The sequence below is a fragment of the Sporosarcina sp. FSL K6-5500 genome (assembly GCF_038005665.1).
In the GTDB taxonomy this organism is placed as follows: domain Bacteria; phylum Bacillota; class Bacilli; order Bacillales_A; family Planococcaceae; genus Sporosarcina; species Sporosarcina psychrophila.
The window spans coordinates 3211962-3227224 of sequence record NZ_JBBOTP010000001.1 but is presented as its reverse complement, the minus strand read 5'-3'; the positions used below and the strand labels follow the sequence as shown (position 1 = coordinate 3227224).

General features: G+C 42.6%; 10 protein-coding genes. 5 read left to right on the top strand and 5 right to left on the bottom strand.

The genetic code is table 11. The features are described from left to right. The first annotated feature begins 157 nt into the window (after positions 1-157). Entirely contained in the window at positions 158-3055 is a 2898-nt protein-coding gene (locus tag MKX62_RS15480) for a transglycosylase domain-containing protein (RefSeq protein ID WP_067207538.1), read from the top strand. Positions 3056-3194: 139 nt separating this feature from the next. Here the strand turns inward: MKX62_RS15480 and acsA are convergent, their stop codons facing one another. After that, positions 3195-4913, bottom strand: a complete 1719-nt coding sequence (acsA, locus tag MKX62_RS15475) for an acetate--CoA ligase (protein ID WP_067207535.1) — start codon at positions 4911-4913, stop codon at positions 3195-3197. 177 nt (positions 4914-5090) lie between these two features. Here acsA and MKX62_RS15470 point away from each other — a divergent pair, with 177 nt between their 5' ends. Genes MKX62_RS15470 through MKX62_RS15460 form a run of 3 tightly spaced genes read left to right on the top strand, consistent with a single transcriptional unit; the run spans position 5091 to position 7550 of the window. After that, positions 5091-5723 carry a GNAT family N-acetyltransferase gene (locus MKX62_RS15470; RefSeq protein ID WP_067207534.1) on the top strand — a complete coding sequence of 211 codons (633 nt, stop codon included), beginning with the start codon at positions 5091-5093 and terminating at the stop codon, positions 5721-5723. 16 nt (positions 5724-5739) lie between these two features. Then, positions 5740-6387, top strand: coding sequence for an acetoin utilization AcuB family protein (locus MKX62_RS15465; RefSeq protein WP_067207531.1), 648 nt, complete (start codon positions 5740-5742; stop codon positions 6385-6387). Further along, positions 6384-7550, top strand: coding sequence for an acetoin utilization protein AcuC (locus tag MKX62_RS15460; protein ID WP_067207529.1), 1167 nt, complete (start codon positions 6384-6386; stop codon positions 7548-7550). The genes MKX62_RS15465 and MKX62_RS15460 overlap by 4 nt, the downstream gene beginning before the upstream one ends. Before the next feature lie 491 nt (positions 7551-8041). On the opposite strand, the gene ccpA is transcribed toward MKX62_RS15460, so the two are convergent. Both ccpA and MKX62_RS15450 read right to left on the bottom strand, forming a co-directional pair. Continuing rightward, complete coding sequence (ccpA, locus tag MKX62_RS15455) at positions 8042-9040, bottom strand: catabolite control protein A (RefSeq protein ID WP_067207526.1); 999 nt, start codon at positions 9038-9040, stop codon at positions 8042-8044. Between the two features lie 643 nt (positions 9041-9683). Beyond that, entirely contained in the window at positions 9684-10769 is a 1086-nt protein-coding gene (locus MKX62_RS15450; RefSeq protein ID WP_067207524.1) for a bifunctional 3-deoxy-7-phosphoheptulonate synthase/chorismate mutase, read from the bottom strand. Between the two features lie 288 nt (positions 10770-11057). On the opposite strand from MKX62_RS15450, the gene MKX62_RS15445 reads away from it, so the two are divergent. Then, positions 11058-13070, top strand: a complete 2013-nt coding sequence (locus tag MKX62_RS15445) for a cell division protein FtsA (protein ID WP_340741799.1) — start codon at positions 11058-11060, stop codon at positions 13068-13070. 716 nt (positions 13071-13786) lie between these two features. Here MKX62_RS15445 and MKX62_RS15440 read toward each other — a convergent pair. Both MKX62_RS15440 and MKX62_RS15435 read right to left on the bottom strand, forming a co-directional pair. After that, positions 13787-14503, bottom strand: a complete 717-nt coding sequence (locus tag MKX62_RS15440) for a YtxH domain-containing protein (protein ID WP_338652941.1) — start codon at positions 14501-14503, stop codon at positions 13787-13789. A gap of 210 nt (positions 14504-14713) precedes the next feature. Continuing rightward, positions 14714-15208: a DUF948 domain-containing protein gene (locus tag MKX62_RS15435; protein WP_340741798.1), complete on the bottom strand. Its 495-nt coding sequence runs from the start codon at positions 15206-15208 to the stop codon at positions 14714-14716. Between the last annotated feature and the right edge of the window lie 55 nt (positions 15209-15263).

Below are 15263 nucleotides of genomic sequence, written 5' to 3'. Positions count from 1 at the left end.
CTCTCTAAACGGTTCCCCAACCACTACTTCGACTCATTCAACATGTGAAAGTATATGTATCAGTAATTCTAACCGATATTCAAAAGTTGTCAAATATTATCGATTGGCATTTATGGAAATGTGCTATAATAGGTAAGATTTCAGGAGGTTGATTTAAGTGAGTAAACATCAAAAGAATCGTATTGATCTAATAGAAGAGAAACTTGAAACAATGACTAAAACTAAATGGGCTAAAGGGATGCGCATCACCTCAGGCGTCACCTGGAACCTTTTTCTTCTATTCATTGTAGTAGGTTTGACACTGGTAGTGTTTGCCGGTTCAGTCGGAGCAGGCTATTTTGCTTCATTGGTAGCCAAAGAACCGCTTCGTTCAAAGCAAGAAATGCGGGATGCAATCTTCACCTACGAAGAAACGTCCGAACTTTATCTCGCCGGCAATATCTATATCGGTAAAGTTAACTCTGATATAGAACGGAAAGAGACGAAACTCGAAAGTGTATCCCCTTTCGTTATTGATGCAGTATTCGCCACAGAGGATGAGTATTTCGCACAGCATGAGGGCATTGTCCCAAAAGCGATTTTCCGCGGACTATTACAGGATGTAACGAACTCCGATAACCAAACTGGCGGTTCGACTTTGACACAACAACTTATTAAGAACCAAATTTTAACCAACGAAGTGTCATACGAACGAAAAGCGAAAGAAATGCTACTGGCAATGAGAATTGAGCATTTCATGACAAAAGATGAAATTCTCGAAGCTTACTTGAACATTATTCCATACGGCCGTAATTCAAATGGGCAAAACATTGCAGGTATTGAAACTGCAGCTGGGGGTATTTTCGCTTTAAAAGCAGCGAAATTGAATTTACCGCAAGCCGCCTTCATAGCCGGCCTTCCTCAGGCCCCCTTCGCTTATACCCCTTTTAAAAGTGGTGGCGGATTGAAAGAACAAGAATTCTTACAGCCGGGAATCAATCGGATGAAGACAGTTCTTTTCAGGATGAAGGAAACTGGTTACATAACTGAACAGCAGTACAATGAAGCAATCGTCTATGATATTACAAAGGATTTCCGTGAACCCGTCATGCGCGCGAATGAAAGATATCCTTATTTGACGCAAGAAATTCAGAATCGCACGGTCGATATCCTCGCGGAGATTATCGCAGAAAAAGACGGAGTCGATGCTGAACGTCTTGAACAAGAAGATAAATTACGAGAAAAATATTCAATACTTGCGACGCGTTCAATGAAAAATGATGGCTATAGAATTTACTCTACCGTTAATAAAGATCTATATGACAAGATGAATGAAGTCGGTAATGATTTCGAAAGTTACGGATTTACCTATACACGCGAAGTAAAAGATTCTCATTCCGGCGAGGTCGAATTCGCGGAGGATCCAGTTCAAGTCGGTGCTATTATGATCGAAAATAGCACTGGTAAAATCTTATCCTTCATTGGCGGCCGTGGACATGAACACCAAGCGCTTAACCATGCTACACAAGCATTCAGACAGAACGGATCTGCTATGAAGCCACTTCTCGTTTATGCACCAGCTATTGAATATGGCGTCATCGGGGCTGGAAGTCCCGTCGTCGATGTTAAATTCAGTGTCAAACAAGCGAATGGCTCTATGTGGACACCTAGCAACTATACAAAATCGATGGAGTATGGAATCATTCCTGCAAGGGAAGCACTCTCCAAGTCATTGAACTTGGCAACAGCAAGATTATATCGCGACATCCTTGATCGACGGCCTGCCGAATTCCTCGACAAGATGGGTATTTCAAAACTTCTCCCAGGAGACTATGTCAATCCCTCTACTTCATACGGGGGCATGACGGTCGGAATGAGTGTTGAGGAAAACACGAATGCATTTGCAACATTTGCGAATGGTGGGCAGTTCATAGACGCATACATCGTCGAAAAAATCGAAGATATGGATGGCAATATCGTCTATCAACATGAAATTGAACCTGTCGATGTTTTCAGCCCTGAAACGAGTTATATTGTTACTGATATGTTACGTGATGTTGTAAAAACGGGCGGCACTGGCTCGCAAGTAACGCAAAACATGAAATTCACTACAGATCTTGCTGCCAAAACGGGAACAACACAAGGTTACGGTGACGCTTGGCTTGTTGGATACAACCCAAATGTGTCTCTTGGTGTTTGGCTCGGATACAAAGACCGAACACGAAGTCTCTATTACGGACTCGAAAAGCAAACATTGCATCCTACTACAAGGACAAGTATGCTTTTCGCCCGTATTATGAATGCTGCGAACGAAGTCACACCAGAAATAGTCGGAGCCTCTGCAAAATTCAGTCGTCCTGACGGTGTCGTTGAAAAATCGTTCTGCGGTATTTCTGGGCTTGCTCCCTCTGCTGCATGTTCGTCTGCAGGGCTCGTTAAAACGGATTTATTCAACGCAAAAGTGATGTTACCAACAAAACCGGATGATAGCATTACCTCTTCTTCTTATGTATCTGTTAAAGGGACGAGGTACCTTGCACTTCCATCAACACCAAGCGAATTCGTGTCATCAGGTGGCACAGGCGTTAACCAAGTGTTCATCGACCGAATGCTCGGACCGTGGGGAGGAGATGCTTCAAAATTGTTCCCAGCGAACTCCGCTTTCGCATCTCATGTCGTGTCGGGAGCTATATTTAATGCAGATGATGTCGCTCCTGCACCAGTAAATGTTAGTTTAAATGGAACGACAATAACATGGGGCAATTCACCTTCCAACGATGTTATTGGGTACTATGTTTATGATAATAATGTTAAAATCGGAACAATAAGAGACGGTTCTTCGAATACATTTACAGTCGGTTCTGGCTCATACTCAGTCAAGGCTGTCGACATTACCGGAAGACTTTCAAATGGCTCCAATGCAGTCACCATTGCGGCGCCTGAGCCTGAAGAGGAAGTTATCGAAACACCTCCAACGGAAAACGTACCACCTGTTACACCACCTCCTGTAACTGAGGATGGGAACGACGGTGGTACCCCGCCTCCTACAAGTGGAGACGATGAAACTGGGGAATGAAATAGGAAAAAGAGCCTGTCCGCTATCAATAGCGGACAGGCTCTTTTTTGAATGCTAAGAAAGTATAAGTTTTTTCGACTTAGAATAGTGTCTAGCTCCAGGCGCCTTGTGTCCTTGTGTTTTTATTAGTTACTCAATGTTAGTCTTCCATTGTCGACAAATCACCTGTCGGCAAATTCAGTTCCCAAGCTTTTAACACACGACGCATAATTTTTCCACTTCGTGTTTTCGGTAATTTATCTTTGAATTCAATTTCACGTGGAGCAGCATGTGCGGCCAGCCCTTTTTTAACAAATTGTCGAATTTCTTCTTTTAATTCATCTGTCGGCTCAATTCCTTCATGAAGCGATACAAATGCTTTTATAATTTCGCCACGAACTGGGTCAGGTTTACCTATAACCCCAGCTTCAACAATCGCGGGATGCTCAAGCAGTTTACTTTCCACTTCGAATGGTCCTACGCGCTCTCCACTCGTCATAATCACATCATCGACTCGGCCCTGGAAAAAGAAATATCCGTCCTCGTCGATGTATGCTGAATCACCCGAAACATACCACTCATCATTGATAAAGGTAGATGCATATTTTTCAGGATTATTCCAAACTTGCCGCATCATTGCAGGCCATCCTTTTTTAATAGCTAAGTTACCCATATGATTTGGAGGTAATACGTTTCCTTGATCATCAACGATGGCTGCTTCAATACCGGGAACCGGCTTGCCCATTGATCCAGGTTTAATTGGCAGACATCCGAAATTACAGATTGTTTGTGCACCTGTTTCTGTCATCCACCATGTGTCATGAATTCGCAATTTAAACGCTTCAGATCCCCAACGGATTACTTCGGGATTAAGTGGTTCACCCACGGAAAGAATATGGCGCAGTGAAGAAAGATCAAACTTGCTTAGTGGCCCTTCCCCAACTCCCATAAGCATCCGGAATGCGGTTGGCGCACTATACCAAACCGTGACACCATATTCCTCTATCGCTCCATACCAAGCATCTGCCGAAAATCTGCCGCCAAGAATCAAGCTAGTTGCCCCGGCAAGCATTGGTCCGAAAATACCATAAGCTGTGCCTGTCACCCAACCTGGATCCGCTGTACACCAGAAGATGTCCTCATCTTTTAGATCCAGTACCCACCGTGTTGTCTGCAGTTGCTGTACCATCGCTTCCTGTACATGTACGATGCCTTTCGGCTTTCCTGTTGAACCTGAAGTGTAATGTAGAAGTGTTGGGTCTTCTTTATCCATCCATTCAACTTGGAAGTACTGGGAAGCATCTGCCATATGCTTGTTAAAGTCGACAATAAGACCTTCTTCCACCACATTTTCTCCTACAATAAAGATTGTCTTCAGGTGTGGTAATTTGTCAACAGGCACTCGTTCAAGAAGTTCAGGTGTCGTGATGATTGCAGTTGCCTCACTATCAGACAATCTGTCATAGACAGCACCTTCCATGAATGCTTCGAAAAGCGGTCCAACAATAGCACCCAGCTTCAACGCGCCCAAAAATGAGAAATACAATTCCGGTGAGCGAGGCATAAAGATGAAAATCCGGTCCCCTTTTTCGAGCGGCGACTGATTGCGCAATACGTTTGCAGCTTTATTTGACATCTTTTTCATTTCATTATACGTATAGCTTTCTTTTCGATTAGCGTCCTTATAATAAAGTGCAACCTTGTTTTTTCGATAAGAATCCGCATGGCGATCTACCGCTTCATGAGCAATATTCATGAGTCCGCTTTCAAACCAGCTGAAGTCTTTTTCTACATCCGTCCATTTAAATTCTGCGGCTGTACGATCATAATCTGCTAACTGATAATCCCCATGAACTGCGGGCAATGTTTTCATTACCATTCATTTCACCCTTTCAAGAATACAATATAACTATCATTCTACCTCAATCCAAACCTAATTGTCTAATTAATTATATTTTTCCAACAGTTTTAAATTTGTAGTAATCAACAGGCTTTTATTTATCCATATTGTTGTATACTAGGTAGTAGGTTTATATCAAATACGGAGGTGATCATATTGGAACATATAAAAACATATAACGCAATGGAGATAAAACATAAGAATGGAGACATCGTTATCGAGGGGCCCATTACTGCCGATTACCTTGCTAGCCTTGATTTTCACGAGGATCTTGTTGCATTCAGACCTCCCGCACAACAACACAAGGCACTCATTGAAATTGCAGGACTCCCAGAAGGTCGTATTTTAATCGTTCGCGATTCAAATGAAATTGTGGGCTACGTAACTTATTTGTATCCCGACCCTCTGGAGCGATGGTCGCAAGGAAGTATAGAAAATTTAATCGAACTTGGAGCAATTGAAGTTATTCCAAAGTTCAGGGCCGGCGGGGTTGGCAAGTCACTTTTACGCGTTTCCATGATGGACGATGCAATGGAAGATTATATTATCCTGACGACTGAATATTACTGGCACTGGGACTTGAAGGGTACGAAACTCAACGTTTGGGAGTATAGAAAAGTAATGGAGAAGATGATGAATGCCGGAGGTCTGGAATATTACGCAACCGATGATCCTGAAATAAGTTCTCACCCAGCCAATTGCCTAATGGCACGAATCGGCAAAAGAATTAATCAAGATACCGTCCAGCAATTTGACAGTCTCCGGTTCATGAACCGGTTCATGTATTGAAGGGAGGATAAATCAGATGCTAATTGAAGAAATAATGATAAAAGATGTTCTAACCCTATCACCAGAAAATACGGTAAAAGATGCACTTGACGCCATGCGGGATAGAAAAATTCGCCACTTGCCAATCCTATCTATGGATGGCATAGTAGTCGGCATCGTGACAGACCGAGACTTGAAAGAAGTTGTTCCCTCGTCCATTTCCGAAATAAAAGACAGTAGCCCATATGATACTTTACTTTCTGAAGTGATGACGAAAAATCCGATTACCGGACATCCAATGGACTTTGTTGAAGAAGCAGCGGTACTATTTTATGATAATAAAATCGGTTCACTGCCAATAGTGTCCAATAAAAAATTAGTTGGAATCATCACTGAAACGGATTTACTTTACAAATATATTGAATTAACGGGCGCACATCAACCTGGCTCACAAATAGAAGTACGGGTTCCTAATACACCTGGAATCCTTTTCGAAGTATCCAAAGTTTTCCACGAGCAGAAATTAAACGTTTTGAGTGTGCTCGTCTATCCCGATAAAGAGAACGAAGCAAATAAAATTCTTGTCATCCGGATTAACTCAATGAATCCTCTCAAAATTATTGAGGGATTAAAGGTAAGCGGATTTGAGGTCCTTTGGCCAAATGTCCCGGGCATTGACGTATGAAAAAAGATGCCGTTTTCATCTTTTCAGAAGAACAACTTGGATACTCTTTTTCAGATTCACATCCATTTAACCAAAAAAGAATTCTCTTGACTCTCGACCTTTTAAAGAAATCTGGGGCCATTCAAGATAGCGATATCATCGCCCCTCGCATGGCAACAGACGAAGAATTACTTCTCGCTCATGATAAAAAATTTATTGAAATAGTAAAAAAGGCTGGTAAAGGTGAACTAACTGAGGATGTTGGTAGCATTTACGGTATCGGTACAGAGGATACGCCAATTTTCCCGAATATGCATGAAGCCAGTGCTATGCTGGTCGGCGGTACATTGACTGCGGTAGATGAAGTGATGCAAGGACGCTCTAAGTATGCATTGAACCTAGGCGGAGGTCTGCATCATGGATTTCATGGACGTGCTTCCGGCTTTTGTGTATATAATGACAGTTCAGTTGCCATAAAGTACTTACAAAAAAAGTACGGGGCACGCGTTCTTTATATCGATACAGACGCTCATCATGGAGATGGCGTTCAATGGAGCTTCTACGATGACCCTACAGTCTGTACACTGTCCATCCATGAAACTGGGCGTTATCTGTTCCCTGGAACCGGAAGTATAACCGAACGCGGCAATGGTTCTGGCTATGGGACTTCCTTTAATTTCCCGATTGACGCTTTTACAGAGGATGAGTCATTCCTTTCTGTTTATAAAACAGCCATAAAAGAAGTGACTGAATTTTTCAAACCCGATGTCATCTTGACACAAAATGGTGCAGATGCGCATTATTTCGATCCCTTAACCCACCTTTATGGAACAATGGATATTTATAAAGAAATCCCTCGGGTTGCACGCGAAATTGCAGAGCAATATTGCGAAGGCCGCTGGATAGCCGTCGGTGGTGGCGGATATGATATCTGGCGCGTTGTCCCAAGGGCTTGGGCTCATATTTGGCTGGCGATGAAAAATATCCCTACACCTACTGGTCCACTGCCAGAGGACTGGTTATCAACGTGGCAGGAGCAGTCTCCCGTTACACTTATTCCGACTTGGGAGGATCCTGTACCACTATACGAACCTATTCCACGAAAAGATGAAATCAACGAGAAAAATGCACAGATGCTTAGCCGAGCCTTACATATGATCCGCAACGAAAAAATTGACAAATAACCACGTCTGGTGAGACTGGCTTGATATCCCCCATTTTCACTGGACCATTTCCGGCTCGCTTTCGGCGAAATATTCGTGACATTTTTACCGAGAGGCATGTATGGCTAGAAGTGACACTTCTTTAATAAAAAAGAGAAAACCCTATAGAAAGTTTCGGCCACCAAAATTGCATCTTTGGCGGCTTTTCTCTAGTTAAGAAGCCAGCTATTCTTTCGTCCTAAAAAGCTCTAAATGCACTTCGTGTACTTATGTAGTTGAAGAACGACGGATGAAGGACTACCCTACGCATCCAGACATCCGGTAATCGTAATAGAAGTCAATTCCAATCCAAAGCAATCCAAATGCAACTATACACGTCGCAGCCAGTGTGTGATCAAGTTACTTGCTGGTTACTTTGGTTATTCAACAGACGTGACAAATAGCAGTATTATTCCTCAAAAAGAGCAATCCCCTTCAGCCGGATATATCCGATTGATAAGATTGCTCTTTTTTCATTTCATAGATTTACGTTCTTCAAGCCGGAAAGGTAAAATGACCTGTTGCTCTTCAACCTCTTCCCCATTCATCAATTTCGTCAACAGACGCATTGACACTGCACCCAAATCATAGAGCGGAACGACAATAGAAGTGAGTTGCGGTCTTACTACCCTTGCCAAAATTGAATGTTCAAAACAGATGAGTTCGTAATCTTCAGGTACAGATAGTCCTCCATCCCTAATTCCATTCAACAAACCGACAGCAATCGCATCACTTCCTGCAATGATGGCAGTTGGTTGACCCTGCAATTCACGGATTTGTTTCCAGCCCTCATATGCACCATCGTACGTATCTTCCATTTCAATGACAAACTGCTCATCGACTGGAATATCCGCATCTTGGAGGGCTCTCATGTATCCCACTTTTTTACTGATACGGTTGATATCTCTTGTAAATGGCCCCGAAACAAACACGATTTTCGTATGACCATTTCGAATTAATTTATTGACCGCCACATAAGCAGCTTCTTCATAATCAATATTCACCGTTGCTAATTGTTTTTCCACGTCCAACGTTCCAGCCAAAACGATCGGAACATTCGCTGTGGACATTCCGGCACGAACTTCATCAGAAATCGAATCACTCATAAAGATGAGCCCGTCCACCTGTTTACCGAGATGGTCTTCTATTAATTCTACTTCTCGGTCTGTGCTCTCATCGGAGTTCGACAGGATCATATTATATTCGTACATCGTCGCAACGTCCGCTATTCCACGGGAAAGCTCCGAGTAGAAACTTTTCGAGATATCAGGAACGATGACTCCGATTGTTGTCGTCTTCTTACTAGCCAGACCTCTCGCAACTGCGTTCGGTCGATAGCCAAGCCGTTCAATGCAGTCGAGAACTTTCTTTCTCGTTGCAGGTTTTACATTTTGATTGCCGTTAACGACACGGGAGACCGTTGCCATTGAAACATTAGCCTCCCTGGCTACGTCGTAAATCGTTATAGCCATTAAAATTCCTCCTTCTATATACATTCATTATACCTTATGTCACATGTGTTGATTAACCAAATTTAACGAGTAAATAACTCAATCAAATACTAGGCGCTCGTGTACAGTTACGTTTGGATTTCTTTGGTTTAATGACTCTTATATGATTACCGGGATATCTTGATGTATATGGAAGCCATAAAGTCGCATTCATATACATTTTTCCGGTAATCGTATGGTTATCGTTCACCCGTCGCTCCCCAAAGGCATATGTACACAAAGCGCTAAAGCTTTTCGGGACGAAAGAATAACGGGGCTTCTTATCTAGATAAAAGCCTCCAAAGATACAATTTTGGCGGCTGAAGCCTTCCCCATTGTTTTGTCTTTTTTCAGCAAAGGAAATATTCGTGACAAGATGACCATGGAGGAATGAATTGCAATTCCTTCCCAAAGGGAGTGGCTAAGAATGACGAAGTCATTTCTAGCCACTCCTGTCCTCGGTAAAGGTATCATGATTATTTCGCCGCAAGCGAGCCGGAAATGGTCCAGTGAAAATGATGATTTTCAAGCCTTTCTTACCAGTGTATTATGCAAGTAGATGTTTAATCAACAGATGTGACCTATGTAATCAAAACGCCGGAACCATTATAGGCCCGGCGTCTACTCATGAGATTGTTGTGTGCGTGTTCATGAATTGGTTAATTGCGTCATAAAATTCATCAAATTGTTGCAGATCCATCTGTTGTGCAGAATCGGATAATGCAACAGCTGGATCTGGGTGCACTTCAGCCATTACGCCATCCGCCCCAACTGCTATCGCAGCTTTCGCTGTAGGTAGTAACAAATCTTTTCTACCTGTTGAGTGTGTTACGTCAACGAAGACCGGAAGATGCGTCTCCTGCTTCAAGATTGGAACGGCAGAGATATCTAATGTGTTGCGAGTTGCCCGTTCATATGTACGGATACCACGTTCACAAAGGATGATCTGGCTATTACCTTTAGAGAGTATATATTCAGCTGCATGAATGAATTCATCGATTGTCGCTGCAAGTCCACGTTTTAGAAGAACTGGTTTATTAATCATTCCAGCTTCTTTCAACAATTCGAAGTTTTGCATGTTACGTGCGCCAATCTGAACTACATCGATATATTCAAGTGCTTCTTCGAGATGTGACGGCGTAATAATTTCCGTAACAACTGAAAGACCTGTTTCATCAGCAACTCGTTTAAGTATTTTCAAACCTTCAAGGCCGAGACCTTGGAAATCATATGGCGATGTACGAGGTTTGTAAGCTCCTCCTCTTATCATCGTTAACCCTTTTGCTTTGATGGACAATGCAACAGCTAAAACCTGCTCATATGATTCGACTGCACATGGACCGTAAATGAATGACGGTGTTCCGTCCCCAATTTTATGGCCATTAATGTCGACAATCGTATCTTCGGCTTTTCTCTTACGGGAAACAAGCAAAGCATTGCGTTGGTCGTCTTCTTGTATCTCAAGTGCAGACATGAATATTCCTTTAAAAATCTGTTCAAGTACTCCATTAGGTAACGGACCGTTGTTAGATTCTTTTAAGAAGTTAAGCATTTCACGTTCGCGAATCGGATCATACCGATTAACACCCTGCTTTTCTTTTACTTTACCAATTTCTTGGACCACAGTTGTTCTTTCGTTAATAAGATCCAAAACTTTACCATTCAGCTCGTTTACACGGCCGCGCAATTCATCTAAATCATTTTGTCTCATCTGTCCGTCTCCTCCCCGTATATATAATTCTCTTTCAGTAGAGAAGAATATATGTTACATTTTTGATAATAGACCTAAGTATAAAGAAGACTATTTGAAAAGTCACGTTATTTCTACTTATTCTTTTAAATACGGGACATTTATCGACAGAAAGGATGAATAATTCTGGCTACTACACTATTTGCACTCGACATCGGGACGCGTTCTGTCGTTGGAATCATCCTGATTGAAGACAATGGTATTTTTCATGTTGCTGATCTTGTTTCGATTGAACATAAGGAACGTTCAATGATTGACGGACAAATACATAACATTTTAAGTGTTGCAAACGTCATTTTAGAAATCAAAGGAATTCTTGAGGAAAAGCACGGTCCTTTGAAACGGGTCAGTGTTGCTGCCGCAGGTCGTGCATTGAAAACATCGGAAGGGTCAATGGCTATCGATATTTCAGAAAGGTCCCTCATTGCTGACGAAGACGTCAATCGTTTAGAACTTGCAGCAGTCCAACAAGCCCAGCAAAAACTGCTGTCCTCCGATACAGTGACAAAAGACGACTATTATTATTGTGTCGGTTATTCCGTTCTTTACTATAAACTTGAAGGTGATGAAATAGGTAGCCTGATTGATCAGGCTGGACGGTCTGCTTCTGTTGACGTCATCGCGACATTCCTTCCTCGAGTCGTCGTCGAATCACTTCTTTCTGCGCTCAAACGTGCAGGACTCGAAATGGAAGCCCTGACACTGGAACCGATTGCAGCTATCAACGTCCTAATCCCACCATCCATGAGACGCCTAAACGTCGCGCTTGTCGATATAGGTGCAGGGACATCAGATATAGCTATTACCGATAACAACACCGTTGTGGCTTACGGAATGGTGCCACTTGCAGGTGATGAAATTACAGAAGCACTCAGCAACCATTATCTCCTTGACTTCCAACTTGCTGAGACTGCAAAAAGAAGTATTACAACAGAAGATACAATTGTCATGACAGACATTCTCGGCTTTGAAGATAATGTTGCTTCAAGTGATGTAACCGCTATTATTAAACCTGCTGTAGATCGGCTTGCCAAATCCATTTCGGATGAAATCAAGCGCCTGAACAATGGAGTTTCCCCTAAAGCAGTCATGGTTGTTGGCGGCGGTAGTTTAACGCCGGGGCTGACAAAAGAAATTAGTATATGCCTAGGACTACCCGAAAACAGGGTAGGTATTCGTGGGTTGGATGCTCTCTCGGGAATTACATTGGAACCCGGTATAGCTTCATCGCCAGAACTCGTCACACCAATCGGTATCGCTATCGCAGCAAGAAGAGCGCCGATTCATTATATGTCCGTGTCCGTAAATGACAAGGTGCTACGACTCTTCGAATTAAAAGAGATGACCGTCAGTGATGCACTCCTTGCAGCAAACATTAAAGCCCGTCAACTATACGGTATGCCCGGACTTGGAATGACGATAACAGTAAATGACAATGATATAATAATACCTGGAGAACATGGTACACCCTCAACAATCCTATTAAATGGGGTAAAAGCAAGTACAAAAGACTGCATTAAAAATGGAGATACAATCGACTTACTTCCCGGCAGTGATGGTACTAACGCAATAGCGACTGTGCGTGACCTTGTTGAGGATATGAGAGCCATCAGTGCAATGTTGGACGGAGTTGCCGTGCAATTGGAGCCCCTTATTCATATTAATGGAATTCTAAAAAGCATCGATACATCGATACAAGACCGTGATAAAATCACAGTTTCACACACCAAGACAGTCGCGGCAGTATTTGAAAAAGCACATCGAAATGACCTTTTAAAGGACAATCTTTTCACAGTATCCGTCAATAAAAGAACGGTCACCTTGAAAAAAAAGAACAACGAGTTCTTCATCATGGGGACTTCGGTGCAGCCATCGCACGTACTGAAAGATGGAGACCGAATTACAACCCAAAAACCGCCATTCCCTACCATAGATGAAGTTGTAGCTGAGATAGGTAAAAAGGCGTTCGATAAACTAACAGTACTATTCAACAATGAACCCGTCACAATTCAAAAACCACGTCTTACCTTTACTTTAAACGGGCATAGTGCTGAAGTATCTGCCATTGTAAAACCTGGGGATCATCTTGATTTTGTATCACTAAGTGAAAGTCCTATTACTTTTGGCGACATCTTTGCGTTTACAGATTATAGTTTACCGGAAAACCCATCAAGTAATTATAAACTGCTTCGAAACGACACACCAATCGGATTCAACGATGCTATTTTCGGCGGCGACAGACTTGAAATTAGTTTTACTTAAGAAAAGCAGAAGACGCCGGTTAGCCCCGACAAGCGCTGGAGGTCTTGTAGATAAAGGCGCTCTTTGCCTTTTCTGCAAGACCGAAGCGACTCGAGGGGCTGGCGTCTGAAGTCTAGACAATAAGAAAAGCGGAAGCGCCTTGAGAGACCCGACAAGCGCTGGAGGTCTTGAAGATAAAGGCGCTCTTTGCCTTTTCTGCAAGACTGAAGCGACTCGAGGGGCTAGGCGCTGAAGTCTAGACACTAAGAAAAGCGGAAGATGCCGGTTAGCCCCGACAAGCGCTAGAGGTCTTGTAGATAAAGGCGTACTTTGCCTTTTTTGCAAGACCGAAGCGACTCGAGGGGCTGGCGTCTGAAGTCTAGACAATAAGAAAAGCGGAAGCGCCTTGGGAGACCCGACAAGCGCTGAAGGACCTTAAGATAAAGGCGCTCTTTGCCTTTAACTTGAGGTCCTAAGCGACTCGAGGGGCTAGGCGCTGAAGTCTAGACACTAAGTAAAGCGGAAGACGCCGGTTAGATCCGACAAGCGCTGGAGGTCTTGTAGATAAAGGCGTACTTTGCCTTTTCTGCAAGACCGAAGCGACTCGAGGGGCTGGCATCTGGAGTCTAGACAACAAGTAAAGCGGAAACGCCTTGGTAGGAACATTTATACTTGCTTACCTTTAAAAAAAGTCCATCTACTCATATTTGAGTAGACGGACTTTTTTCTATTACTTTTTATTTTTCAAGAATGTCTGACACATAGTTCTGGTTAGTTATTTTATCTTTACCAAGGTTCTCGCTATTACCATAAGAGACATCACTATTTCCAGTTGTAGCTTTCTCAGCATTATTAGCTTTTCCCACGACTGCTTTTTTTACAGCTTCTGCAGTAGCTGTAATACTTTCTTCTCCAGCCTCAATAGTATTTTCAACTTTGGATTTAGCTGTATCAACAAAATCAATAGACTCTTCGCCTTCAGAAGATGCTGTTCCATCATCCATCGGCATAGATGTTTTCGATTTCATCGATTTCACTTTATCGACAAGTTGTCCAGACTGTTCTTGGATTGTTTTCGATAATTCACCAGTCTTCTCTTTTGCGACCGAAGTTAGCTCTGTAGCTTTTTCCTTCGCAACAGAACTGATTTCAATACTCTTATCTTTCAGTTGAGTTGCTTGAGTTGTAAGGTTTCCTCGCATTTCACTACCCGTTTTTGGTGCCAAGAATAGTGCCGCAGCTGCTCCGATAACTCCTCCCACAAGTGCACCCATTAAGAAGCTTCCCGCTCCTGAACTTTCATTTTCATCATAGAAAGAATCTGTATAGTCCTTGTTATAATCATAATTTGCCGGTAGGTATGATGGTTGGCCATACGCATTTTCATAACCTTGACCACCCTGGTTGTATTGTGGGTCATTATTATTTGATTTCACTTTGTTTTCTTCACTCATATCCAATTCCTCCTGTTTTTTAAGTATATATATATGTTGAAATAATGAATCCTATTGTATCCGCTACGACGTTAGAAGATGCCTCTCGCCCTAAGCCAGGCAGCTTTCACCACAGTCTTAGGGCTTTCGGTTACCCCAATTATGGCGCCTTCACGTAATTTAAACACGCATTTATATATTCAACTTAAATACTTCATATTTAAGTTCTATTTATCTGCCTTTATTCGGGCTAGGCAATCTCTTTTGGCCTGGTACTGGCTTGTAAACAGTCCACCCTTTCGCGCTTGCCTTACCTGTCTTCCGTTCCTTTACTTTACCCATTATATCGATAACCACATTGCTCCATTGAACGATTTGTGCAATCTTGTCACTGTTCCGTTCTGCCTCTGTAGCGATATTGCTGGAAACCCTTCTAACGGAGGAATTAAGTACTGTGACAGACTCGCCTACGCCTTTCACAGCTTCGACAACAGTGTTCAGTTTTTCGGCTTTCTGCTGAATGTCTTCTGCAAGTTGATTTGTTTTATGAAGAAGTTCTGTTGTTTCCGTTGTTACCCCTTCAAGTTGAGTTGTCAACCCTTCCATTGTTCCAGAAACACTGTGTAATGTGTTCTTCAATGAGGATAGGGTACTCGCTAAACTAATGCATAAAATCAAAAATGCGATTGCAGCGACAATTGCCGCTATGTACAGTAAATTCTCCACGGTACTGCCTCCTTCAAATACTCATATAACATTGTCTACCCTTGTCGAAGGTAAA